24 protein-coding genes are annotated in these 22,956 nt (G+C 37.7%); 15 read left to right on the forward strand and 9 right to left on the reverse strand.

The genetic code is table 11. From position 1 onward, the window contains the following. The first annotated feature begins 14 nt into the window (after positions 1 to 14). The 8 genes from CQZ96_RS02410 (at position 15) to CQZ96_RS02445 (ending at position 6,661) form a co-directional block, all read left to right on the forward strand. On the forward strand, positions 15 to 584 hold the full coding sequence (locus CQZ96_RS02410; RefSeq protein WP_105712578.1) for a HupE/UreJ family protein: 570 nt from the start codon (positions 15 to 17) through the stop codon (positions 582 to 584). Between the two features lie 43 nt (positions 585 to 627). Then, positions 628 to 1,497: an urease accessory protein UreD gene (locus CQZ96_RS02415; RefSeq protein ID WP_105712579.1), complete on the forward strand. Its 870-nt coding sequence runs from the start codon at positions 628 to 630 to the stop codon at positions 1,495 to 1,497. Between the two features lie 99 nt (positions 1,498 to 1,596). Continuing rightward, positions 1,597 to 1,899 (forward strand): urease subunit gamma, encoded by a 303-nt coding sequence (gene ureA / locus CQZ96_RS02420; RefSeq protein WP_004720298.1) that lies wholly within the window; start codon positions 1,597 to 1,599, stop codon positions 1,897 to 1,899. A 28-nt stretch (positions 1,900 to 1,927) separates the two neighbouring features. Next, on the forward strand, positions 1,928 to 2,236 hold the full coding sequence (locus tag CQZ96_RS02425; RefSeq protein WP_004720299.1) for an urease subunit beta: 309 nt from the start codon (positions 1,928 to 1,930) through the stop codon (positions 2,234 to 2,236). Positions 2,237 to 2,249: 13 nt separating this feature from the next. Then, complete coding sequence (ureC, locus tag CQZ96_RS02430) at positions 2,250 to 3,950, forward strand: urease subunit alpha (RefSeq protein ID WP_105712580.1); 1,701 nt, start codon at positions 2,250 to 2,252, stop codon at positions 3,948 to 3,950. 191 nt (positions 3,951 to 4,141) lie between these two features. Beyond that, positions 4,142 to 4,732, forward strand: a complete 591-nt coding sequence (locus CQZ96_RS02435) for a lysozyme (protein ID WP_004720303.1) — start codon at positions 4,142 to 4,144, stop codon at positions 4,730 to 4,732. A 159-nt stretch (positions 4,733 to 4,891) separates the two neighbouring features. After that, on the forward strand, positions 4,892 to 5,983 hold the full coding sequence (locus CQZ96_RS02440; RefSeq protein ID WP_105712581.1) for a hypothetical protein: 1,092 nt from the start codon (positions 4,892 to 4,894) through the stop codon (positions 5,981 to 5,983). A gap of 96 nt (positions 5,984 to 6,079) precedes the next feature. Next, positions 6,080 to 6,661, forward strand: coding sequence for a histidine phosphatase family protein (locus tag CQZ96_RS02445; RefSeq protein ID WP_004720306.1), 582 nt, complete (start codon positions 6,080 to 6,082; stop codon positions 6,659 to 6,661). A 301-nt stretch (positions 6,662 to 6,962) separates the two neighbouring features. Here the strand turns inward: CQZ96_RS02445 and CQZ96_RS02450 are convergent, their stop codons facing one another. Then, positions 6,963 to 7,568, reverse strand: a complete 606-nt coding sequence (locus tag CQZ96_RS02450; protein WP_004720311.1) for a hypothetical protein — start codon at positions 7,566 to 7,568, stop codon at positions 6,963 to 6,965. A 286-nt stretch (positions 7,569 to 7,854) separates the two neighbouring features. Here CQZ96_RS02450 and puuE point away from each other — a divergent pair, with 286 nt between their 5' ends. The 4 genes from puuE (at position 7,855) to CQZ96_RS02470 (ending at position 10,694) form a co-directional block, all read left to right on the forward strand. Further along, positions 7,855 to 8,820 (forward strand): allantoinase PuuE, encoded by a 966-nt coding sequence (puuE, locus tag CQZ96_RS02455; protein WP_105712582.1) that lies wholly within the window; start codon positions 7,855 to 7,857, stop codon positions 8,818 to 8,820. Positions 8,821 to 8,946: 126 nt separating this feature from the next. Then, entirely contained in the window at positions 8,947 to 9,468 is a 522-nt protein-coding gene (gene uraD / locus CQZ96_RS02460) for a 2-oxo-4-hydroxy-4-carboxy-5-ureidoimidazoline decarboxylase (protein WP_105712583.1), read from the forward strand. A gap of 33 nt (positions 9,469 to 9,501) precedes the next feature. Further along, positions 9,502 to 9,822: a hydroxyisourate hydrolase gene (gene uraH, locus CQZ96_RS02465; RefSeq protein ID WP_105712584.1), complete on the forward strand. Its 321-nt coding sequence runs from the start codon at positions 9,502 to 9,504 to the stop codon at positions 9,820 to 9,822. Positions 9,823 to 9,971: 149 nt separating this feature from the next. Then, positions 9,972 to 10,694, forward strand: a complete 723-nt coding sequence (locus CQZ96_RS02470; protein WP_105712585.1) for an outer membrane protein OmpK — start codon at positions 9,972 to 9,974, stop codon at positions 10,692 to 10,694. A 204-nt stretch (positions 10,695 to 10,898) separates the two neighbouring features. Here the strand turns inward: CQZ96_RS02470 and CQZ96_RS02475 are convergent, their stop codons facing one another. Then, complete coding sequence (locus CQZ96_RS02475) at positions 10,899 to 11,393, reverse strand: ureidoglycolate lyase (RefSeq protein ID WP_105712586.1); 495 nt, start codon at positions 11,391 to 11,393, stop codon at positions 10,899 to 10,901. A gap of 4 nt (positions 11,394 to 11,397) precedes the next feature. Continuing rightward, entirely contained in the window at positions 11,398 to 12,405 is a 1,008-nt protein-coding gene (gene alc, locus CQZ96_RS02480) for an allantoicase (RefSeq protein ID WP_105712587.1), read from the reverse strand. A 213-nt stretch (positions 12,406 to 12,618) separates the two neighbouring features. On the opposite strand from alc, the gene hpxO reads away from it, so the two are divergent. Next, a complete protein-coding gene (gene hpxO / locus CQZ96_RS02485; protein WP_105712588.1) occupies positions 12,619 to 13,776 on the forward strand; it encodes an FAD-dependent urate hydroxylase HpxO in 1,158 nt (385 codons plus the stop codon). A gap of 176 nt (positions 13,777 to 13,952) precedes the next feature. Here hpxO and CQZ96_RS02490 read toward each other — a convergent pair whose 3' ends face one another. Further along, complete coding sequence (locus tag CQZ96_RS02490; RefSeq protein WP_004720328.1) at positions 13,953 to 14,885, reverse strand: LysR family transcriptional regulator; 933 nt, start codon at positions 14,883 to 14,885, stop codon at positions 13,953 to 13,955. Positions 14,886 to 15,181: 296 nt separating this feature from the next. Between CQZ96_RS02490 and CQZ96_RS02495 the strand changes: the two genes are divergently transcribed. Continuing rightward, positions 15,182 to 16,237: an aromatic ring-hydroxylating oxygenase subunit alpha gene (locus tag CQZ96_RS02495; RefSeq protein ID WP_105712589.1), complete on the forward strand. Its 1,056-nt coding sequence runs from the start codon at positions 15,182 to 15,184 to the stop codon at positions 16,235 to 16,237. Positions 16,238 to 16,343: 106 nt separating this feature from the next. Here the strand turns inward: CQZ96_RS02495 and CQZ96_RS02500 are convergent, their stop codons facing one another. The 5 genes from CQZ96_RS02500 to CQZ96_RS02520 form a co-directional block, all read right to left on the reverse strand. Then, positions 16,344 to 17,825 (reverse strand): aldehyde dehydrogenase, encoded by a 1,482-nt coding sequence (locus CQZ96_RS02500; protein ID WP_105712590.1) that lies wholly within the window; start codon positions 17,823 to 17,825, stop codon positions 16,344 to 16,346. A gap of 155 nt (positions 17,826 to 17,980) precedes the next feature. Then, on the reverse strand, positions 17,981 to 19,123 hold the full coding sequence (argE, locus tag CQZ96_RS02505) for an acetylornithine deacetylase (protein ID WP_105712591.1): 1,143 nt from the start codon (positions 19,121 to 19,123) through the stop codon (positions 17,981 to 17,983). Then, entirely contained in the window at positions 19,116 to 20,102 is a 987-nt protein-coding gene (locus CQZ96_RS02510; RefSeq protein ID WP_004821644.1) for a LysR family transcriptional regulator, read from the reverse strand. The genes argE and CQZ96_RS02510 overlap by 8 nt, the downstream gene beginning before the upstream one ends. A 35-nt stretch (positions 20,103 to 20,137) precedes the next feature. Further along, positions 20,138 to 20,809, reverse strand: coding sequence for a DUF1028 domain-containing protein (locus tag CQZ96_RS02515; RefSeq protein WP_105712592.1), 672 nt, complete (start codon positions 20,807 to 20,809; stop codon positions 20,138 to 20,140). A gap of 24 nt (positions 20,810 to 20,833) precedes the next feature. After that, entirely contained in the window at positions 20,834 to 21,247 is a 414-nt protein-coding gene (locus CQZ96_RS02520) for a RidA family protein (RefSeq protein ID WP_004720340.1), read from the reverse strand. 391 nt (positions 21,248 to 21,638) lie between these two features. Here CQZ96_RS02520 and CQZ96_RS02525 point away from each other — a divergent pair, with 391 nt between their 5' ends. Continuing rightward, positions 21,639 to 22,928 (forward strand): flavin-containing monooxygenase, encoded by a 1,290-nt coding sequence (locus CQZ96_RS02525; RefSeq protein WP_004720341.1) that lies wholly within the window; start codon positions 21,639 to 21,641, stop codon positions 22,926 to 22,928. Positions 22,929 to 22,956: the final 28 nt, after the last annotated feature.

Here is a 22,956-nt window from a genome sequence, read left to right on the forward strand (position 1 = left end):
AAAGGAGAATTTGAATGCGTTTTTTAAAACACAGTCTGATGGCATGTGCTGCATATTTACCTGTATTGGCTTTAGCTCACCCTGGACATGATCACCATACCGGTTTTTGGGCAGGCTTTATTCATCCATTTACAGGTTTAGATCATTTGATGATGGCAATCGCATTTGGTGTATTGATGTGGACGGCAAATCAACGCTGGAAGCTTTTCGGCTTGATTGGATTAGCTGTAGCGATGGTGATTGGCTTTATGATCGGTAGCCAAGGATTTATTCCAGCAGCAGTTGCTGAGTACGGCATTATTGCGTCATTGGTTTTATTGGCTATAGCGCTTTGGACAAAATCAAATCAAGTTTTACCTATTATTGCAGCAGTTCTATTGGCAAGTTTTCACGGTGTTGCACATGGCGCTGAATTAGGCCAATCAGGTCATGCCAGCTTACTGATTTTAGGTATGGTGACAGCAATGACATTGATCTATGCGGGTGGATTAGGCATTGGTGCTTTTATCAAAAAGTACGTTCCATATGGCAAGAAAATTATTGGTACTTTGGCTGCAATCGTTGCGGTTATTGGTCTGGCTTAATGTTTAAGCGCTTAATTGCGGATATCAATTTATAAAGGCGGCCATGATAAGTTTAGTGGAATATCTTCCTGATCAGCGCCTTTGGTATGCCAAACTCGAATTGGGTTTTCAGGCTCAAACTGAGCGAACGATATTGGCGCATCGTAGACATTTTGGACCTGTACGTGTGCAAAAGATGCTGTGGCCAGAAAAAACTGGAATTTGTCATGCGATTATTGTCCATCCGCCTGCGGGTATTGCAGGTGGCGATCATTTAACATTTGAGATCAGTGTAGATGATGCTGCCCATGCCTTAGTCACAACCCCAGGTGCTGGTAAATGGTATCGAACCAATGGCAAACAAGCTTATCAACATATCCATATCTCAGTTAAACACAATGCTGTATTTGAATGGCTTCCTCAAGAAACCATGTTATTTGATGGTGCCAATGCTCACTCAGAAACATTGATTCAGCTTGATCAGACAGCAAGCTTTATCGGTTGGGATATGTTGGTAATTGGTCGACAAGCTCGAGATGAAAAATTCCAATCTGGTGCTTATCACAGTCATTTTAAATTATGGCGAAATCAGCAATTACTGGTGGCAGACACACTGAGTTTTAAAGGCAATGATCGTTGGCTAAGTTCTTGTCTAGGCATGAATAATCATGCCGTTATGGGGAGTTTATGGGCAGTTCCTCCTGAAAAATACCGAACAAACATTTATTTAGAGGCACATATCGATTTAATTCGTGAGTTGATGATGCGAATGGATATGCCTGTAAGGTTAACCTTATTGGGTGATGTCATCAGTGCACGTTTTTTAGGCGATGATGTTCGACATTGCCATGACGCCTTTGCAGCAATTCGCGCCAGATTAAGGCGATATTGGTTTGATTTGGATGAAGCATTTCCACGCATTTGGCGAACTTGATTCATTCAAAGATCACCTTTTAGAAATAAAATCTGCGTGTTTAATTTAAAACTGAGCACATATTTTGCATAAAAAATGTGAGAACTTTAGGAAATACATATGGAACTCAATCCTACTGAAAAAGATAAACTGCTGATTTTTACAGCGGGTTTGGTTGCAGAACGTCGCAAAGCACGTGGATTAAAACTCAATTATCCTGAATCTATTGCATTTATTTCCGCAGCACTGCTTGAAGGTGCGCGAGATGGAATGACTGTCAGTGAGTTGATGCATTTTGGCACTACCTTACTCAGTCGTGATGATGTGATGGAGGGTGTGCCTGAGATGATTGCCGAAGTGCAAGTAGAGGCTACTTTTCCAGATGGCTCGAAGCTCGTCACAGTCCATCAACCGATTGTATAGAACACTTCTTCAAAATTAGGATAAGCATATGATCCCTGGTGAAATTATTACACCTGATTGTGATATTGAAATGAATGTCGGTCGTGACGTACTGAAAATTTCAGTGTCAAATATAGGTGATCGACCGATTCAAGTGGGTTCACATTTTCATTTTTATGAAGCCAACGATGCTTTGCAATTTGATCGTGAACGTGCCAAAGGTTTTCGTTTAAATATTGCGGCTGGTACAGCGGTTCGGTTTGAACCGGGGCAGCGACGTGATGTAGAAATCGTTGCACTGGTCGGAAAACGTGAAGTCTATGGTTTCGCAGGGCGTGTGATGGGTAAGTTGGACTAAAAGGATAATCAAAATGAAAATGTCACGTCGAGCTTATGCTGAAATGTTTGGTCCTACCGTTGGGGATCGAGTACGTTTAGCAGATACCGAACTTTTTATAGAAGTTGAACAAGACCTCACGACCTATGGTGAAGAAGTTAAATTTGGTGGTGGCAAAGTTATTCGCGATGGGATGGGACAATCTCAATTACTTGCAGCAGATGTTGCCGATACGGTGATTACCAACGCATTGATCGTCGATTGGTGGGGAATTATTAAAGCCGATGTGGGATTAAAAAATGGGCGAATTTGGAAAATAGGTAAAGCCGGCAATCCAGATATTCAACCCCATATTACCATTCCACTGGGTGCTGCAACTGAGGTGATTGCAGGTGAAGGGCAAATACTTACAGCAGGTGGTATTGATACTCATATTCACTGGATTTGCCCCCAACAAGTTGAAACAGCGTTAATGTCGGGGACAACGACCATGATTGGTGGTGGTACTGGTCCTGCTGCAGGAACATCGGCAACAACAGTAACACCGGGGCCATGGCATATTTCAACCATGCTGCAAGCCATTGATGATTTACCTATGAATATTGGCTTATTGGGCAAAGGTAATTTGAGTCAACCTGAACCGATTGCGGAGCAGATTAAAGCGGGTGTGGTGGGGTTGAAATTGCATGAAGATTGGGGTTCTACCCCTGCTGCAATTGATAATTGTCTAACTGTGGCAGATGAATATGATGTACAAGTGGCGATTCATACCGATACTTTAAATGAAAGTGGTTTTCTTGAAGAAACACTGGGGGCATTTAAAAATCGTACTATTCACACTTATCATACTGAGGGTGCGGGTGGTGGTCATGCACCTGATATTTTAAAAGCCATTGGTCAGACAAATGTTTTGCCATCTTCAACCAATCCAACCCGTCCATATACCATCAATACCATTGATGAACACTTAGACATGCTCATGGTCTGCCACCATTTAGATCCAGCGATAGCTGAAGATGTTGCATTTGCTGAGAGCCGTATTCGTCGTGAAACGATTGCCGCAGAAGATATTTTGCAAGATCTCGGCGCAATTTCAATGATGTCTTCTGACTCTCAAGCCATGGGGCGTGTGGGTGAGGTGATTTTACGCACTTGGCAAACGGCGCATAAAATGAAAGTGCAACGTGGGCCATTGGAAGGTGATAATCAGTACCATGATAATAATCGGGTGAAGCGTTATATTGCAAAATATACAATAAATCCCGCCATTACTCATGGTTTAAGCCATGAAATTGGTTCTATAGAAGAAGGGAAACTTGCTGATTTGGTGTTGTGGAAACCTGCGTTTTTTGGAGTAAAACCATCGATGATCATTAAAGGTGGTATGATTGCGGCAGCGCCAATGGGGGATATTAATGCCTCAATTCCAACACCTCAGCCGGTACATTACCGTCCAATGTTTGGGGCATATCCAAGAGGCGTACATAATACCTGTATTACTTTCTTGTCACAGGCCGCAATTGAACTTGGTGTTGCTGAAAAATTACAATTAAAGAAGTTAATTTCACCTTGTAAAAATACCAGAAACATCACTAAACAAGACATGAAGCATAATAGCTACTGTCCAGTGATGGATGTGCATCCTGAAACCTATGAAGTTCGTGCAGATGGTGTACATCTAACTTGTGAAGCTGCTGAAGTATTACCAATGGCACAGCGTTATTTCTTGTTTTAATTCTAAGTATATCAACAACAAGAAGATAAAACTCCTTTCTTATGATAAGAGCGGAGTTTTTCTATTTAAAATCAATAGATCTATACCCAATGCAACCAAAGACAACTTTATTTATTCAAAAAGCTATGTTTAATATTGGGTGGTATTGGTACAGCGATATAACCTTTTCCTTTTTTTTTTGAGTTTTATTGATGACGCAATTTTGGTCTAAATTTTTTTCCAAGTTATTTTCTACGTTGTTTTCAAAACCATTGAATAAACATCATCAAGCTTATTCTGGTTCAGACATTGCAGTGGCCGTGGATACAGATGCTGAGATTGGCTTTGCACAAGATCAAATTACTCATGTAAGTCCTCAAGGTGTGGATTTGATTTGTGGTTTTGAGGGATTAGAGCTTAAAGCCTATGATGATGGTGTTGGTGTGTGTACCATCGGTTATGGAACGACGATTTACCCGCATGGAAAAGCTGTTCAGTATGGTGATACTTGTACCATTGAACAAGCAAAAAACTATATGCAATATGACCTTAGGCGTTTTGAACAAGCAGTAAGTGCTGCTGTAAATGTGCCGTTAAATCAAAATCAGTTTGATGCGTTGGTTTCATTGAGCTATAACATTGGTATCGGTGCTTTTAAAAACTCAACTTTATTAAAATTATTGAATGCCTCTGATTATCACGCTGCCAGTCATCAATTTGATGTTTGGATCAAAGCAGGTGGCAAAACAGTACAAGGTTTAGTAAACCGAAGAGCAGTAGAGAAACTCTTATTTAACTCATAATTTTAAAGCTCTTTGCTAAATTAAAAAATGATCATCTGGAGTGAATCATAGCTATAGAAGGTTCTTTCTCCCTTGGGGGAGAAGGCTAGGATGAGGGGGTTTTTATGTTGATTTATGATTTAAAAAAGAGCTGATGAAAGAAGCCTTTTGAAAATAAAGATGATTTTAAAATATCAAAAAAGAGAAAAAATAAGGGCCAATTTGATGATTAGAGTATTAAAAATAGCAATTTTTATTGCTTTTATAGGAATGAATAAATTTGCGTATGCGGATGTACGGTCTGAATTAAATTTAATAAGCCAAGATTTATTAATAGCATGTAAAAATGAAGATGATTATAGACCAATAAAAAATTTGAATAACTTCTTAAATGACTCAAAAGGAAGTGATATTCATGTATATGATCTTATGTTTATATTTAATTCAGATTTTTTACTTTTTATAAAAGATAAAAATTGTGCTTTGGCAGCAAGTAAATTTTCAGCTAATGGTATTTCAATTAAAGAAAAATATTTTAAAGATAAATATGATATAGAGAGAATGTTGGATAATGAAGTTTATAGGCAAGCAGGTTATGCTAATTTAATTGAGTATTCTTGGACGATGGATAACCAAAAATTACAACAAGCTCAAGAAAATTTTAATATTTATTTAAATAGAAATATTATTTCAAAAAATGAGAAAAGCCGATGTGGAGAGTTATGTAAAGATTATGTATATCTAAAAGAAGATCATGGATTTTATCTTCCTCTTCATTATGTGGGTATTTTAATGGCATATCATGATCTATTTCAACATCATTATAAAAATTTTAAAAAAACAGAGCAGCAGATCACACAACTTCAAGAAATATTTGATTTAACTAATGATTTTGAAATCAAATATATAAAAAAAACAGGTTTAAATTCTTTCCCCTTCGAAGTTGCATCAATTGAAAACTTTAAATTCATTTTTAAAATTGATGACCGAAACATTAAAAATATTTTCTATGCAAAACTAGATGCTTATATAAAATATCGTATTGAAAACAATCTTCTTGATGATCGCATGATAGAAAATATATATGAGATTTTAAGCAAAGAAAGCAGATACTTGTACACAAAGGTTGAATATCTAGGTACACATGAGACTAAAAGCAAAAGTGTAACGAGTTATCAATTAGGTCAGCACATTTATAGTTTTATAGTTTCAGACAATAAGTTAAAACTAATTATGGAGCCGATAAATTTTTCTAACCAAAATTCTGGATGATTAATCTTCAAAAATGATGATTGAAATATGAGTTGTAAATTGATTGACTAAAAATTATTGATTATTTTCAAAATAAAGGTGAGGTAAGAGAATTTTATGAGTATTTATTTAATTCGTCATGCGCAAAGTTTAGGTAATGTAAACGGTAAAACTGAGTCACATGCAAGTATTCCCTTAACCGAATATGGACATAAACAGGCGCAAAAACTTGTTGATGTTCTACCACCAGCAAAGCAGATTTTTATCTCTCCATTCCTCCGTACACGTCTAACAGCTGAACCAATTTTATTACGAGATCAGATTACACCTCAAGTTTTGGATATTCAGGAGTTTTCTTACTTATCCGATACGCGATGTAAAAATACCACTTTAGAGGAACGAAAACCTTGGGTAGATGATTATTGGAATCAAGCAGATGTGAACCTAGTGACAAGTGAAGGCGCTGAATCTTTTGCCAATTTTTATCAACGCGTTACGGACTTTATTTCGCACTTGGATTCATTAAAAGCACATTATCAACATGATCATTTACTGGTATTTAGTCATGGTCAGTTTTTACAGTTATTGAAAATGCTGGTAGAGCAAAAGCGAGAATTATCATCACAATTAATGCGTGATTTTCGTTATGCATTGTTAAATCATCAATTAGACAATACAGAGTTTTTTATTTTTAAATAAAATGAGATTAACAGCATGAATTTTATAATAAGAAAAATTGCTCTATTGACATTTTTACTTGTGTTGCAATTTTCTTATTTAATTTGTATACAATAAATCAAATATAAAATTAAAACCCTTCTATATTAGACTTCTTTCATAAGTCCTTTTTAAAACCATAAATCAACATAAAAGCGCCCTCATCCTAACCTTCTCCCAGCGGGAGAAGGAACTTTCTATACCAATATGATTCACTCTATATGATCATTTTTTGATTTATGAAAGATCTTTATTAAGTAAAGGGTTTAATAATTAATGGATTTTAATAATTATTTTTTATGGAATTTATGTTAATAGAGCAAGATTCTTCTGTTGTATTAATCGGATGTTCTAAAATAGGACTACCACTCCATTTTATAAATGTAGCTAATATATTTAAAGATAAGATATTCCAGTCAGAGCGTAAATCACTTTGCATAACTGAATATAAAGCTTCTTCTTTTTTTAGTTCATTTTTGTTTAAAATATTGTATGAATTTGGGTCATTTTTTCTAGAGCTATCAATTTTACTATACGATGCAATTTGTAATAAAAGATCATTTTCAAATATTTTTAATGCTGATAATTGTTTCTTAGTACAACTGGATTGAATTGTTTCAGATGCTTTTAATAATAATAATTCAAGTTTTTTTAATTCAAAATTAGCTTGGTCGTAAGCATTAAAAACATCTTTACGTAATGGTAGTGAAGCTTCATTAACTATATGGTTGCCTAACCTTTGATAGGTTTTAATTTTTGTATCAGATTCCTTAAGTTGGTCAATAACTTGTTCTATTATTTTTTCCTTATTATTAAGATAATGTTGATCCTTCCAATTTCCAAAAGAGATAAAAGTTGCAATGACAGTTAAAAAAGCTAATAAGAACATCCCTAAGTTAATTGTGTTTGATAAATCGATATTAGGATATTTTTTTTAGAAAAGTATATAATCCCCAAAAAGATAGTGTAAATAATGCTAAAAAAATGAAACCTAATAAATAATATGACATATGGATGAAAACCTTATTTTAGTTAAAACATAAATCTATTTAAAATATTTGAATTTAATATCACGTTTGATAAAGAGCTTCAACCAGTTTGTTTCATGTTGGCACAAAAACTGCTTGATCATTCACACTAAAAAATGGTGATTGAAAAGTTTAAAGGCGGTTTGAGTGAGTAAAACTTATTTACGTGGGCAAGACTTAATAGACCAAATCCAAAATACTCCCTATTCACGAGATCTCATTGGCTATCACGGTCAAGTACCTAAAGTAGCATGGCCTAATCAAGCCCAAATAGCAGTACAGTTTGTCCTTAACTATGAAGAAGGTGCTGAAAACCATATCGAACATGGTGATGCCGGTTCTGAACAGTTTTTATCTGATATTGTGGGAGCAGCAAGTTTTCCCGACAAACACATGTCGATGGATTCGATGTATGAATATGGTGCTCGTGCAGGATTCTGGCGTATTCATCAAGAGTTTAAAAAGCGTAACTTACCCATGACCATATTTGGAGTGGGCATGGCGCTGGCACGTAATCCATATATTGTCGAAGCCATTCAACAAGCCCATTACGATGTGGTTTCACATGGACAGCGTTGGTTAAATTACCAAAATATAGATATTGAAACGGAACGTCAGCATATTGATCAAGCGATCAGCATTCTAGAAACCTTATTTGGCACTACACCAATGGGTTGGTATACAGGGCGAGATAGCCCAAATACGCGTAAATTATTGGCTGAATTTCCACAGATCAAATATGACTGCGATTACTATGGTGATGATTTGCCATTTTGGACAAGCTTAACCAATTTACAAGGCCAAAGTCGCCCGCACCTGATCATTCCATATACATTAGAAAGTAATGATATGAAATTCTGTGCGCCTGCTGGTTTTAATAGTGGCGAGCAATTTTACCAATATTTAAAAGATGCCTTTGATGTGCTTTATGCAGAAGGTGAAACTGAGCCGAAAATGCTATCGATTGGAATGCATTGTCGTATTCTGGGACGTCCCGGTCGTTTTAAAGCATTACAGCGTTTTTTAGACTATATACAGGCACATGAAAAAGTCTGGATCTGTCGTCGCGGTGATATCGCTGAACATTGGTTTAAACACCATCCAGCCGCATAATTGTCGCTATGAGGATGTGGCTTTTAAGGTAAGCACTTTATTTTTAATTGAATGCAGTAAAGCGCGCAGCAAAGTTTATATAAAAGTGTTTGAAAATTTTAGCGAACTCAAGCATAGGTATTATTCGTGAAAATAGAAGAATTTAATCAAGCATCATCAGAAGAGCTTACAACCTTGCTCAAGCATTGTGTGCACATTCAACGTTGGTCAGATGAAATTTTGTCACAACGTCCATTTGTCAGCACTCAAGCGTTAATGGATTTTGCAAAAGCACAAGCCTCAACTTGGACATGGTTAGAAATTGCAAATGCATTAGCGACACACCCACGGATCGGTGAAAAAAAGGCTCAGGCAGTGCTGAGTGAAAAAGAGCAAGCATTTTCTCATCAAGAGCAATCAGCAATAAAACAGAGCACTGAAACACAACATGCTTTATTGCAAGGCAATATTGCTTATGAAAAGAAATTTGGTCATATTTTTTTAATTCGTGCTATGGGCTTAGATCAGACTGAAATTCTACAAGCGCTGAAATATCGTTTATTAAATGATCCTGAAACAGAACAGCGTATTGTTAAACAACAACTTGGTGAAATTGCAATGTTAAGACTCAATCAAGAACTGAGTGAAAATGAAAGCTTAAATGATTGATTGCATTAAAATAATGTTTAGAAAGGAAATAACATGATCAGTACCCATATCTTAGACACGCATCTTGGCAAGCCTGCCGTAAATGTTCTGATAAAATTATTGGATAGCCAAGACAATATTGTTGCAGAATCAAGGACCAATGAAGATGGACGGGTTGCAGATTTTAATTTAAGTGGAATTAAAACAGGAGATTATAGTTTGGTTTTTTATACTGCTGAATATTTTGACCGTTTAGCCTTAGCAACGTTTTTCCCAAAAGTTGTGATTCATTTTTCAGTCCTTGATTTGGCACAACATTATCATATTCCTTTATTAATCAGCCCTTTTGCTTATTCCACATATCGTGGAAGCTAGCTTTTATAGAAATAGATTTTATCATCATGATTTTAAAGCCCATTGATTTGGGCTTTTTTTATGAAATTTTGACCAAGTGTAAAAAATTGGCTTTGTTTTTGCTTATTCACGCAGGTGTTTACCGCTATTTCTGATGGGGAATTTATACAATGAAATTAACACAATTTGCTGCGCTTTCAACTTTCGTTTGCACCGCTTTTAGCACCCATGCTGCGCCTATTTGGCAAGACTTTAGCATTACTGGATTATATGGAAAAAATTATGAATTAATTGCTCGGGAAGATGATCAATCGACCATTACTTTTGAATATGCAGCCAAATTAAAATATGGGGACTTCTTTGCATTTGCGGATCGTACCAATAATGATGTTTCAGGCAATGAGACCTATTTTGAAGTTTCACCACGATTGAGCTTAGGCGCGATTTCAGGGCATAAGTTGGAAGCAGGGCCAATCAAAGACGTTCTCATTGCCACAACATGGGAAGGCGGTGAAGGGTTTAACAATTATCTGTATGGGATCGGGGTAGATTTGGCGATTCCATATTTCCAATATGCACAATTAAACTTTTATAAAGCAGACAATTACAAGAACACAAATGATGATTATCAGCTGACTTTTGTTTTTGGTGTGCCTTTTAAAATTGCATCAGAAGATTTTCTTGTTGATGGTTTTCTGGATTGGTCAACCGCTGAAGATGATCATGCCAGTGAGTTAAACTGGACCACCCAATGGAAATGGAATGCGGGTAAACATATTTCACCAGATACGAAATTGTATTTAGGTGTTGAATATTCCGTTTGGAATAATAAATATGGAATTTCTGGTAAAGATGAAAATAATGTCAGTGCCTTAATTAAATATCATTTTTAAATGATCTTTATCTGATCATGTTTTTAAATGCATGAATAGGATTGAGATAAGCTTAAGATCATTTTTCCAAACCAGCGCAACACTGAATAATGCTGCACTGGTTTTTTAACAACATAGGGTAAAATCTTATCTCAGTACTTCTCAGCACTTTTAGTGTGAATGTTTTGATCCATGCATTTTTTATTTGCTGTTATGAAATGGTGATTATAAGGTCAGGACAATATTTTCATTAAATTGAAAAACATCACAATTGTGACCCTCACCAATCCGATCGATTACAGCAAAGTCGCTGGGTGCTTCAAGCGTTAATAACGGATGATGCCAAGTGCCTGCACGATAGTTTACAGCCTGTTGGCCATTGCTTATAAAGGCATAAATATGATCAAGATCAGGTTGATCCTGATCTAAAGCCGCTGCAACAACAACCAAGAAGGATTGACCTTGCATCGGGATAAATGCCTGTGAACCGATTGGATGGCGTTCAAGCATTTGAATTTCGCAAGGCACTTGGGTTTTTTGAATATTTCGGAAAATACTTAATCCGACTTCAGCATTAGCCGCTTGAGCCAAGGATAAAGCATGATAGCGTTCCGTATGCGCGCCATTGATATGGAAAAAGTCATTGCCAGCACAGGCAATGACCTCACCAAATGCTGCAAAAGCTTCAGCAGTTAATGGCTGAATTTGGATATATTTCATAAAATCACTCTGCAATTTTACCCCATAATCGGATACGGCTAATGCCACCGTCTGGAATCATATTGACCCGAATATGTGAAATTTTTTCATGGTTTAAAATGTCTGCTACATAATCATGAATATGATCCATTTGCATATCCTGAGCATTGAGTAGAAATGGCCAAAACATACTTTGCGGAATCAATTGTGGATCAGTCGCATTTTCAATATATATCGCCTGAATCGATACTTGAGCGGGGAAATTGCCTTTGAAATGTGCGGTATCAATTTCAATTTTTTCAATTACACCACTTTGACCTAGGGCCAAAATACACCAGTCAAATCCAGGTGCACGGCGGCGTTTGGTTTCCCAACCATCACCCATATTGATCCCACGATTCGGATTGATCAAATTACGAGGATGACCAAAGTGTGCATCACTATAGGCAATCACACGTCCACCATTTTCTAGTGCCAGTAAATCTAATGTACGTTGGCGATCTTGGATCTGTATTTGCACTTCACCATAAACGCGAAAACGTGCAATACCACCATCAGGAAAAATATTTAAGCGTACATGGGTAAAGACTGCTGAGTTTTTAATGTCAAAAATATGATGTTGGCTGGGGCCAAGAACGGAATTATCTAGAATGGGCTGCCATAGTGCATTGCTTAAGTCCCCATTTGGTGCATAACAGGCTTCAATTGAAGCGGAAGCAGGATAATTCCCAGTAAAAAAAGTGGTATCAATATCAAATGCAGTAATTTTTCCAGCAACACCTAATTTAATAATTGCCCAGTCATAGCCTGCATGGCGTTTACGGCGGGTTTCCCATCCATCCATCCATTTGCCGTGATCATCAAATTTATCTTCTACAAAAATGGGTGGATTAAATTGCAACATTCGTTGTGCTTCTGCAAAAAAATCATCTGAACATTCAAGTACTTTTGTACCAATTCGGGGATCTGCCAAATTGCTGTATTGTTGCAAATGTGCAGGAAGCTCAAAACTTGGTGCAAGTAAAGTTGCCATATTTATTTACCATTCATATTACGATTTATATCATTTTATTGATTGATATCAGTGTTTAAAGTTCAATAAGCACTCATAAAAACAATATCTTACCGTCCTCATCATGCATAGCCTATGCCAACTTTGCTTAAGGAATGTTGTGATTTTTAAATAAATGGCACGTTTTTAGCATTTTAGTCATAAGTGTTAAAGAAACAGACAGAGGAGAAATAGATGGAGATTACTATTATCGGTGCAGGTATGGGGGGATTAACCGCAGGTATTGCACTAAAAAAATTCGGACATTCGGTCACCATCTATGAACAAACTGAACAAATTCTAGCTGTAGGTGCTGCTATTTCTTTATGGTCAAATGGTGTTAAGTGTTTAAATTATTTAGGCTTAACGGATCAAGTTTCCAAACTTGGTGGTCAAATGGATCATTTAGCCTATATCGATGGCCTAACTGGTGAGCACATGACCCAGTTTAGTTTAATGCCTTTGATTGAAGAGGTCGGGCAACGGCCTTATCCAGTTTCCCGCGCAGATTTACAAAACATGTTGATGGATGAATTTGGCCGTGACGATATTCATCTTGGGAAAAAAATGGTTGCACTAGAACAAGTAGATCAACACATAAAAGTTCAGTTTGCAGATGGCAGTGAAGTCACCACAGCATTGTTAATTGGTGCTGATGGAACACATTCACTGACCCGCCAATATGTACTGGGTGAACAGGTTGAACGTCGTTATGCAGGTTATGTCAATTGGAATGGCTTAGTCGAAATTTCAGATAAGTTTGCCCAAGCCGATCAATGGACAACCTTTGTTGGAGAGGGAAAACGTGTTTCGCTTATGCCAGTGGCAGACCAACGTTTTTACTTCTTCTTTGATGTGCCATTACCTGTAGGTTTAGAAAACAGTAAGGCCCAATATAAAACACTCTTTAAACAATATTTTAAGAACTGGTGCCAGCCCGTTCAAAACTTAATTGAAGCGATTGATGAGCAAAAAACCAATCGAGTAGAAATTCATGATATTGAACCTTTTACCCAGTTTTATAAAGGGCGAGTGGTGATTATGGGGGATGCGGCTCACAGTACCACACCTGATATTGGTCAGGGCGGTTGCCAAGCCATGGAAGATGCAATTTACTTAGCACGCGCTTTGCAAATCAATACATTAGGCTTAGAGGATGCGTTAAAACGTTATCAAAATAAACGTAATGAGCGTGCCAATGAGCTGGTATTACGTGCACGTAAGCGCTGTGATGTGACCCATATGAAAGATGAAGCTGTGACCGAAGCGTGGTATCAAGACTTACGTCAAGAACAAGGCCCACATATTATGCGTGGCATTATCAGTAATATTATTGGTAATCCTTTAGATTAAATGTTGGTAGGTCGATGCTGAATTTAAATTACTGAATCTAAATTCAGCATTGGAAATCTAACGTTTTTGATTCATATATATGTTTAGGGAGTTATTGCTAGTCATCACTCAGCCACACGTGATTGCTTTGTTGCTTAAGGGTTATTGTTCATGTATTACAACATAGCTAAAGCTGATTATTGATAAGGGATCAGCTTGAGCTTAAATGCTTCGATTTGTTCAATAAGATGCTTAATCATAATTTGCGATACACGTGAAAGTTGTCGTTTTGGCGCAACACATAAAGCCAGTGTTAATGGATATAAACCCTTTTCTCGAATCGGCTTAAAAACAAGTTCGTCACGTTCTAAATATGGATATGCATCAATAAATGACAATAAACCAATGCCTAAATTCTTTTGAATTAATGACATAATCATTCGAATGTCATTACAATCTAAGTGCTGCTGTGGGCTAAATTTATGGTGCTTATACAAGGTCTGCACATAATCATGAATAATTAACGGTGCACCAGGAATTAAGTGTTTATCGTTGACACTATCTGACAAATAAACTTTCTCATTTTTTGTTAAAGGATGATCTTTAGGTAAAACAAAACCGATTGGGATTTCGACAAAAGATAAAACCTCTAATTGATGATGGCCTTTCGGGTTTAATAAAATTCCAAAGTCAATTTCAGCGTCCATAATCATATTTGACACAGTTTCACTATCTTGGATATGAAAATTAAAATTAATCCAAGGGTAGTTGTCATACATATATTGAATTGAATCTAAAACAAAGCCATCACTAAGTGCGGAAATCAATCCGCAGTCAATTGTTCCCCGAGAAAGCCCTTGGATTTCATCAAACCGATTACGGGTTAATTGAAATTCTTTTTGCCACTTAATCAAATCCGCATAGAGTAACTCTCCAGCAAGTGTCAGTTTTAAACCACTGGGTAAACGTTCAAACAGATCAATGCCAAACTCTTCCTCAGCAAGTGCGATTTGACGATGTACCGCTGATACTGAAATATAAAGTTGATCTGCTGCTTTTCTTAAGCTGCCTGTCTTGGCAACCGCAATAAAATAATCAGAAAATCGTGAAAATGTTGTATTCACAGGCATATGGGCTGTCCATTATTTATATTTCACGGACTTATTCCTAAGCAATGAAAATCAAGGAAATTTGAAACTCGCTAAAATCACAGATCACTAAGCGATTTTTATGCCAATGATGAGTTTTTTCTAAAAATAATTTTCAGATAGGTGTTCTATTTTTTAGAATGAGATAAGTAAAACATTCTAATAGACAGAATTAGACAAAATTCGTAATGTAAAACTCAGCCATGATTTTAGCTGACCGTTATGCTGAAATCACAGCATAAGATCATGACATTAAATATATATTCTGTGAGTTTTGTATGAATGCAATTCCAGTTCTGAACTTGTTTAGTCAGCCACAATGTAGTGGTTTTGAACCTAAAGACTGGGAAATACTTGCTCAGCATTGGTATCCTGTCGCACGTGTGCAAGATGTCACAACAGACCCACAACAAGTACAACTCCTCGATGTGAAAATGGCGCTTTATCAAACGGCAAGTGGTGCGATTCAGTTGGTGCGTGATATTTGCCCGCACCGTGGTGTACCACTCAGCAAAGGTTGGGTGCAAGGTGAAGAGATTGTTTGTCCCTACCATGGATTGCATTACAACACAGCAGGTCAATGTACAAAAATTCCAGCGCAGCCAGACCTGACAAATATCTCAGAGCGCTTTAGTCTCACCAAATTTCCTGTAGTTTTAAAATATGGTTTGGTTTGGACAAGTTTATTTAGTCGTGATGCAAGCCATGCAAACTTTCCAATATTGGACACTTGGGATGATCCTGAGCATCAGCCCATACTGCCACCATTTGTTGACATTGCGGGTTCAAGCGGGCGGCAATTGGAAGGCTTTATTGATGTCGCACATTTTGCTTGGGTACATCAGCAGTCTTTTGCTGATGCTGAAAATCCTGTCGTACCCAAATACACCACCGAGCGTACAGACTATGGTTTACATACTGAATATGTCAGTAATGTGAGCAACTACCCGCATGGCTTACAGCATCTGGCACCAGAGGGTTTTTTATGGAAACGAATTTTTGATGTTTACCCACCATTTTCAGCGGTGTTAAAGGTTGAATTTCCACGCGAGGGTATATTGAAAATTTTAAATGCCTGTTGTCCTGTATCACATAACAAAACTCGATTATTTGTACCACTCACCCGTAATTTTGATACCACAGGCGATTTGCAGGCAGTTTACGATTTTAATGCACAAATTTTTGCAGAGGATCAGGACATGGTAGAGAGTCAAAAACCAGAAGAGCTTCCATTAGATATTACAATGGAAGCACATTTTGAAGCAGATCGTTCATCTACAACTTACCGTCGAATATTGGCAGAATGGGGGTTAAGCAAACGCTATATTGTGTAAATTTTCCTTATATCATCAGGAGCACTTTCAATCTTTCTTTTTGACTGATTGAGTGCTCTTTCGGGTTTACAATTTTAACTCAGCCAATCTAAACCATTTTGTACAATTACAGTTGAATCCATGTGGTTTTTAACTGTGTAAATTTATCAATTGCATGTAAAGATAAATCACGCCCATAACCAGACTGTTTATATCCTCCAAATGGAGTACTCACATCTAAAGCATCTACTGTATTAATAGAGACTGTGCCGACTAAAAGCTGTTTAGACAGAAGAATTGCTTTCTGAATATCTTGGGTCCAAATTGAGGCAGCTAATCCATAAATTGAGTCATTAGCAAGTTCAATCGCTTCATCTTGGGTTTCAAAAGTTGTGATTGAAACTACAGGACCAAAAACTTCGTCATGGAAGATTTTAAAATCAGGATTGACACCGATTAGAATGGTTGGTGCTACATAGGTTGCTGGATCTAAAGCAGCATCTAAATTTATCGGAATAATATGAGATTGCGCACCTTGCGCCTTAGCTTGATCAATAGCAGCTCTGACATTATCCGCATGTTGATGATCAATTAAACAGCCCATCGTGGTATTGGGATCTAGAGGATCTCCAATCTTAAGTGTTTTGGCTTTGGCTATAAATTTATCTATAAATTGTTGTGAAATGCTTTTTTCTAATAAAATCCGTGAATTTGCCGAACACACTTCACCTTGATTATAAAAAGCACCAAAAATCGCTTTATCGACCGCTTTATCTAAATCAGCATCAGCAAAAATTATATTGGCACTTTTCCCACCTGTTTCTGGCCAAACAGGTTTCATATTTGATTCAGCAGAATAAGCCAAAAACTTTTTTGCAGTTTCGGTCGATCCAGTAAAGACTAAACAATCGACATCTGGATGGCGTCCAAGTGCTTGACCTGTGATATGTCCTAAGCCAGTAACCACTTGCAATACACCATCTGGAATACCAGCTTGTTTTGCGAGTTCAGCAAGTTTTAATGCAGTAAAGGGCGATTGCTCTGCAGGTTTTAATACAACACAATTTCCAGTTGCTAAGGCAGGTGCAAGTTTCCAACTTGCCAAATCAAGCGGAAAGTTCCACGGGACCACAGCTGCGACAACACCTACAGGTTCACGACTGACTAAGGCCAGTTGATCTACACTTGTGGGGGAAATTTCATCATAAATTTTATCAATACTTTCTGCATACCATTCAAAACAAGATGCTGCACCAGGAATATCAACATGCAGTGAATCCTGAATCGGTTTACCTACATTGAGGGTTTCGAGTAAGGCAAGCTCTTCAGCATTTTCACGAATAAGTTCAGCAAGTTTTTTGAGTATTTGCTTACGTTCACGCGGTGCTAACCGAGACCAGACACCATTGTTAAAGGTCCTTCTCGCATGTTGAACAGCTTGATCAACGTCATTGGCATCACATGCTGACATATCGACTAAAAACTCAGCGGTGGCTGGATTTGATACTTTATAGGTCTGCGTGGTATTTATAAATTGTCCGGCGATAAAGGCACAACTTGGCATTGTTATCTGCGCGCGTTGTTCTAGCCAATCCTGTTTTAGTTTCATTCATCTTCCTTAAAATTTTAGCGATAGAGTAGGTTTAACCGTATTATTTTTCGCCAATTTTGTGAATTTGTTTTATACAAGCCTTGGGTTTAGAAAAAACAAATTAAAAGCGTTGCTTATTTTTTTAACTAACTTTTTAAATCCACAGTCACGTCTTAACGCTTAATATGATTGAGCAAACGTTCAAAAAATGCATCACATTGTTGCATCTGCGAGATTTCAATATATTCATCAGGTTTGTGCGCAACTTGAATAGAACCAGGACCACAAACCAATACCGCAGAATTTAATTGTTGATGAAATAATCCTCCTTCTGTACCAAATGAAATCTTCTGTAGTTCGGTTGCTGGATCAAGGAGGTTTTGTAAAAATTTGACTGCTTGAATAGTGGTTGAAGTATTCAGTCCAGGGTATTGGTTGATTTCTTGAAAACTGACAAATTTTGCATAAGGGCTTTGCTCGATATATTCAAAAATTTTCGCTTGAACTGACTCCGTATTCTGTTCTGAAACATTACGAATCTCATAATCTAGAACACATTCATTGGGAACGATATTTAAAGCTTTACCACCCTGTATTTTCCCGACATGTACAGTGGTATAAGGCACATCGTAGCCCATATCGACAATCGGACCTTCCGCAATCTGTTTTTGTGTCGTGGTAATGGCCTCAACAACATTTTGAGCACAATAAATCGCATTGACATATAACGGGGCTAAAGCAGAGTGACCCTCTCGTCCACGACAAATTGCTTTAAATACTGCTTTGCCTTTATGGCCTGTGGCAATATTCATACTGGTAGGTTCACCAATCACACAAAGCTCTGGTTGAATAATTAATTCAGAGAGTAGGCCAAGAATTCCGCGTACACCAATACAGCCAATTTCCTCATCATAGGAAAGGCAAAGGTGCAGTGGTTTAGCCAATTCTGGCATTTGTGCTGCTTTTAGCATGGCATGTATCGCGCAGGCGATAAAACCTTTCATATCAGCAGTACCACGACCAAAAATTTTATCGTCTTTGATTAGGGCTTGGAAAGGTTCGCTACTCCACGCTTGTCCTTCAACTGGAACCACATCGGTATGTCCAGAGAGCAGTATACCAGCTTGGTCTTTAGGACCAATACTTGCCAATAAGTTGGATTTAGTCTGCTCTGGATTAAAATTTAAAGTGATACTGATTCCCGCAGGTTCAAGTAAGTTTTTGATGAACATGATTAGTTCTAGATTACTTTTGTAGGACGTCGTATCAAATGCAACAAGTTTTTTAAGTAGTTGAATACTCGACAGATTAGACATCTGAGGAATCCTTTTGTGTTTGGGCTTTTATATAGGGATCGTAGAAATGCGGCGAACTCATACCCGAAATAAAATGATCGGAGATAAAGCTTTTACAACGACTAATGAACGCTTCTACAACAATATTTTTGGGTACATTTTTCGGTGTCGCAATGCCGATATACATCGGGCGATGTTCATGCGCAATACGAATACGGACCAGACGTTTACCATCAAGGCTATAGGTGTTTTTCGGGCGAACATTCAAAATCGTGTAGCCAATATTATTGGCAACCATTGAACGAACGACATCGATATTTTTTGAAGAACGCACAACATTGGGCGTAAGATTTTGAGCTCTAAATAATGATAAGAAATATTCATTGCTAAAGGGCATGTCTAAAAGAATCATCGGGTACTGTGAAAGTTCTTCTAAGCTTACAACAGGCAATATTGCTAAAGGGTGCTCCTCACTGACCAATACATGAGGTGGCAATTTCGTTAAAGCTTCAAAATGAATAATATTTTCATCAATATTGAGATCGTAAGTTAAAGCTAGATCAATATCATTACGTATAAGCGCATTTAGAAGTGCTTGTTGATCATCTTCGTAAAGGTCTAAAGAAACTTGCTTATATAAGTTGGAAAATCCATTGATGATATCGGCATAGATCATCGGGGTAAAAGCAGGGAAGCAGCCTACTTTTAACGGCCCACGTATGGAACCAGAAAATTCTGCCGCAAGGGAATATAAACTTGAAGCTTGGTTTAAGATCTTCTTACATTCCAACATCACACTTTTACCAACAGTGTTGAGGATTAAGCCTTTGGCATGTTGGCGAATAAATAATTGGGTTTGTAATTCTGATTCAATATGTGCGATTGCGGCAGAAATAGACGGAGAGGATACATGTATCTTCTCCGAAGCAATAATGATGCTGCCACATTCAGCTGTTGCAACAAAGTATTCCATTTGTCTTAAAGAAATTCGATTTAACACTTTGGATACACCTCCATTGTATACCCTCGAAAAATTTATTCATTTCCTGGAACACCATAGCTGCGAGCATTGATCGGGTTTAAAGCTCTTAAAACATAATCATCAATTTGCGGTTCATATATCTGCCATAGTGCGATAAGGTCGGAAATGGGTTGATCTGACCAGTCCACGCGTAAGTCAACAATTGGCCATTCCAATTTGTCAACAACCAAAAGACCAGCAGAATGTACTGCTCCTGCTTCTCCACCAGCCTGTTTTCCTGCGTCTAATGCATAAAGTAAACGCTCAGCTAACGTGCCTTTACTTTGTTCGAAGTGTTTGAGCATAACATGAGTAACATTCTCATTTGCAAGTAAATTACCTGCACAAACGACATGTTTCCCTATATGTTGTGTATAAATTCCTAAGCTATTTTCTCCACTAAAGGCAAAAGGCTCATTCACCGCGTCAAGTAAAGTTAATTGGCGGTATTCAATAAAATCGGTATTTTTAGTTAATTCTGTAATCGCATTTTTAGGCGATATATTATATTTGGTCATTTCAAGTAAAATGCTGGCCAATTGAGGATCGGTTATATTCTGGCTTGCTGCAACACCAATCCCAGCTTTGGCACGTATACATCTTGATGCAACGGCTGGAGAGGATGAACTAATCGCTGCACCGAATTGTCCTGTTTCACTGCATCTCGCAATAATTGAAAATGTCATATTTCCCTCACATCTTGATGGTTTTTAGTCTGGAATAACGGCAATTGCATCAACTTCGACAAGCCATTCTGGACGTGCCAAAGCGGAGACAACGATACCCGTTGAGACAGGGTAAACCCCTTTGAGCCATTTACCGACAACACCATAGACATCTTCACGGAAGCGTGGATCAACGATATATATGGTAATTTTACATATATCTGCCAATTCTCCCCCAGCTTCTTTGAGTAGCATGTCAATGTTATACATCGCCTGTTCGGTCTGACCCTTGACATCACCTATCGCAACACTTTGCGATGTATCCAGATTTTGTCCAATTTGACCACGAAGAAAAACGGTTCGCCCACGTGCAACCACAGCTTGGCATAGATCATTGTCTAAATTCTGCTCTGGATAAGTTTTCTTGGTATTAAATGTTCGAATGCGGGTATGTTTCACAGCTCAATCCTCAGTTAATTATGATGTTCCTCTAGTATGCTTACTTCGTGGGCGCTCACAATTTGTGTTTTCCTTTCTAGTAATTTACTTTTTCCGTAGTAATAAAAAAACTTAAAAAAGAATGATAGCGTGGCATATATTTTTTATTTATTTCATGTGCTTAGTGTATAGCTTCAGATTTTTTGATGCACTTGTTTTGGATATTCTATTTTCGCTTTGCTGCTGGGCTCCCTATATTTTTCTTAAATCATGTTTTGTGCAGCTTTGATATTTCATTTTTTGAACAAGAAATCTGCAGCAAACACATGTGATTGGCTGTAGTTGGTAAATGTCTATTCAGCAAAAGAGTTGTTGTTGCAAGGACGTTCCTCGATCTGACAAGGGAAAAAAGATGAGTTTAGATAAATTAGAAATAGATACCGTTGTGGTTGGTGCTGGTCAAGCTGGAGTCGCGATGAGTGAGCACCTGACAGAGCTTAAAATTCCACATGTAGTACTAGAAAAAAACCGTATTGCAGAAGCTTGGCGTACACGCCGTTGGGATTCTTTGGTAGCGAATGGACCTTGTTGGCACGATCGCTTTCCCAATATGGAATTTGATCTTGATCCAGATAGTTTTGTACATCATGACCAAGTTGCTGAATACTTTGAAAAATATGCCAAGCGCTTTAATGCACCGATTTATAGCAATGTTGAAGTTAAAAAGGTCCAAGCAAATGCGCAAGCTGCGGGTTTTGTTGTTGAAACCTCTAAAGGCACTTTAATAGCACAACGTGTCGTTGTAGCAACAGGGCCTTTTCAAAAAGCCATTATTCCTTCGATTGCGCCTCAGCAAACGGGTTTATACCAAATCCATTCAGACCAATATAAAAATCCACAACAAATCCCTGAGGGTGCTGTTTTAGTAGTGGGTGCTGGTTCTTCTGGAATTCAAATCGCAGATGAGTTAAATCGTGCTGGTAAAAAAGTCTATTTGTCTGTGGGAGCGCATGAACGTCCACCACGTGTTTATCGTCAACGCGATAATGTTTGGTGGCTCGGGGTGTTGGGTGGATGGGATAGTGTTAAAACCGATACAGGACCGTTGAAAGGTTTGGCTGTGAGCGGTGCACATGGTGGGCATTCCATTGATTTTAGACGTCTCGCACAACAAGGCATCACTTTACTGGGCATGACGATGCAATTTGAAGCTGAGCGGGTTCGTTTTCAAAATGATTTGCAACAGTCATTAGCCGACGGTGATAAAGCATATTTTGAGTTTTTAGATGCTGCGGATGCCTATGTTCAGCGTACCGGTATAGATTTACCTGAGGAGCCAGAAGCTCGGATTATTTTAGATGATGCTGAATGCATTCAACAGCCTATTTTAGAGCTTAATTTAGCCCAAGCAGGGATCACTTCAATTATTTGGGCCTCTGGCTTTGGTTTTGATCATAGTTGGTTAGAAGTCAATGCTTTTGATGCAAATGGGCGGCCCAACCATAAGCTTGGTGTCTCAACAGAACCCGGTATTTATTTTATTGGTCTACCTTATTTATCTGGGCGTGGTTCAAGCTTTATTTGGGGCGTTTGGCATGATGCAAAACGCGTGGCAGGCCACATTGATATTCAACGTCAGTATTTAAAGTATCAAGATAAAACTCAAAGAAATTTAATCAATAAAGAAGAAAAAACTGCATGAAATAAGTTTTAAATTTCAAGGTTTAATG

This window comes from Acinetobacter sp. MYb10 (genome assembly GCF_002980175.2).
GTDB lineage: Bacteria > Pseudomonadota > Gammaproteobacteria > Pseudomonadales > Moraxellaceae > Acinetobacter > Acinetobacter guillouiae.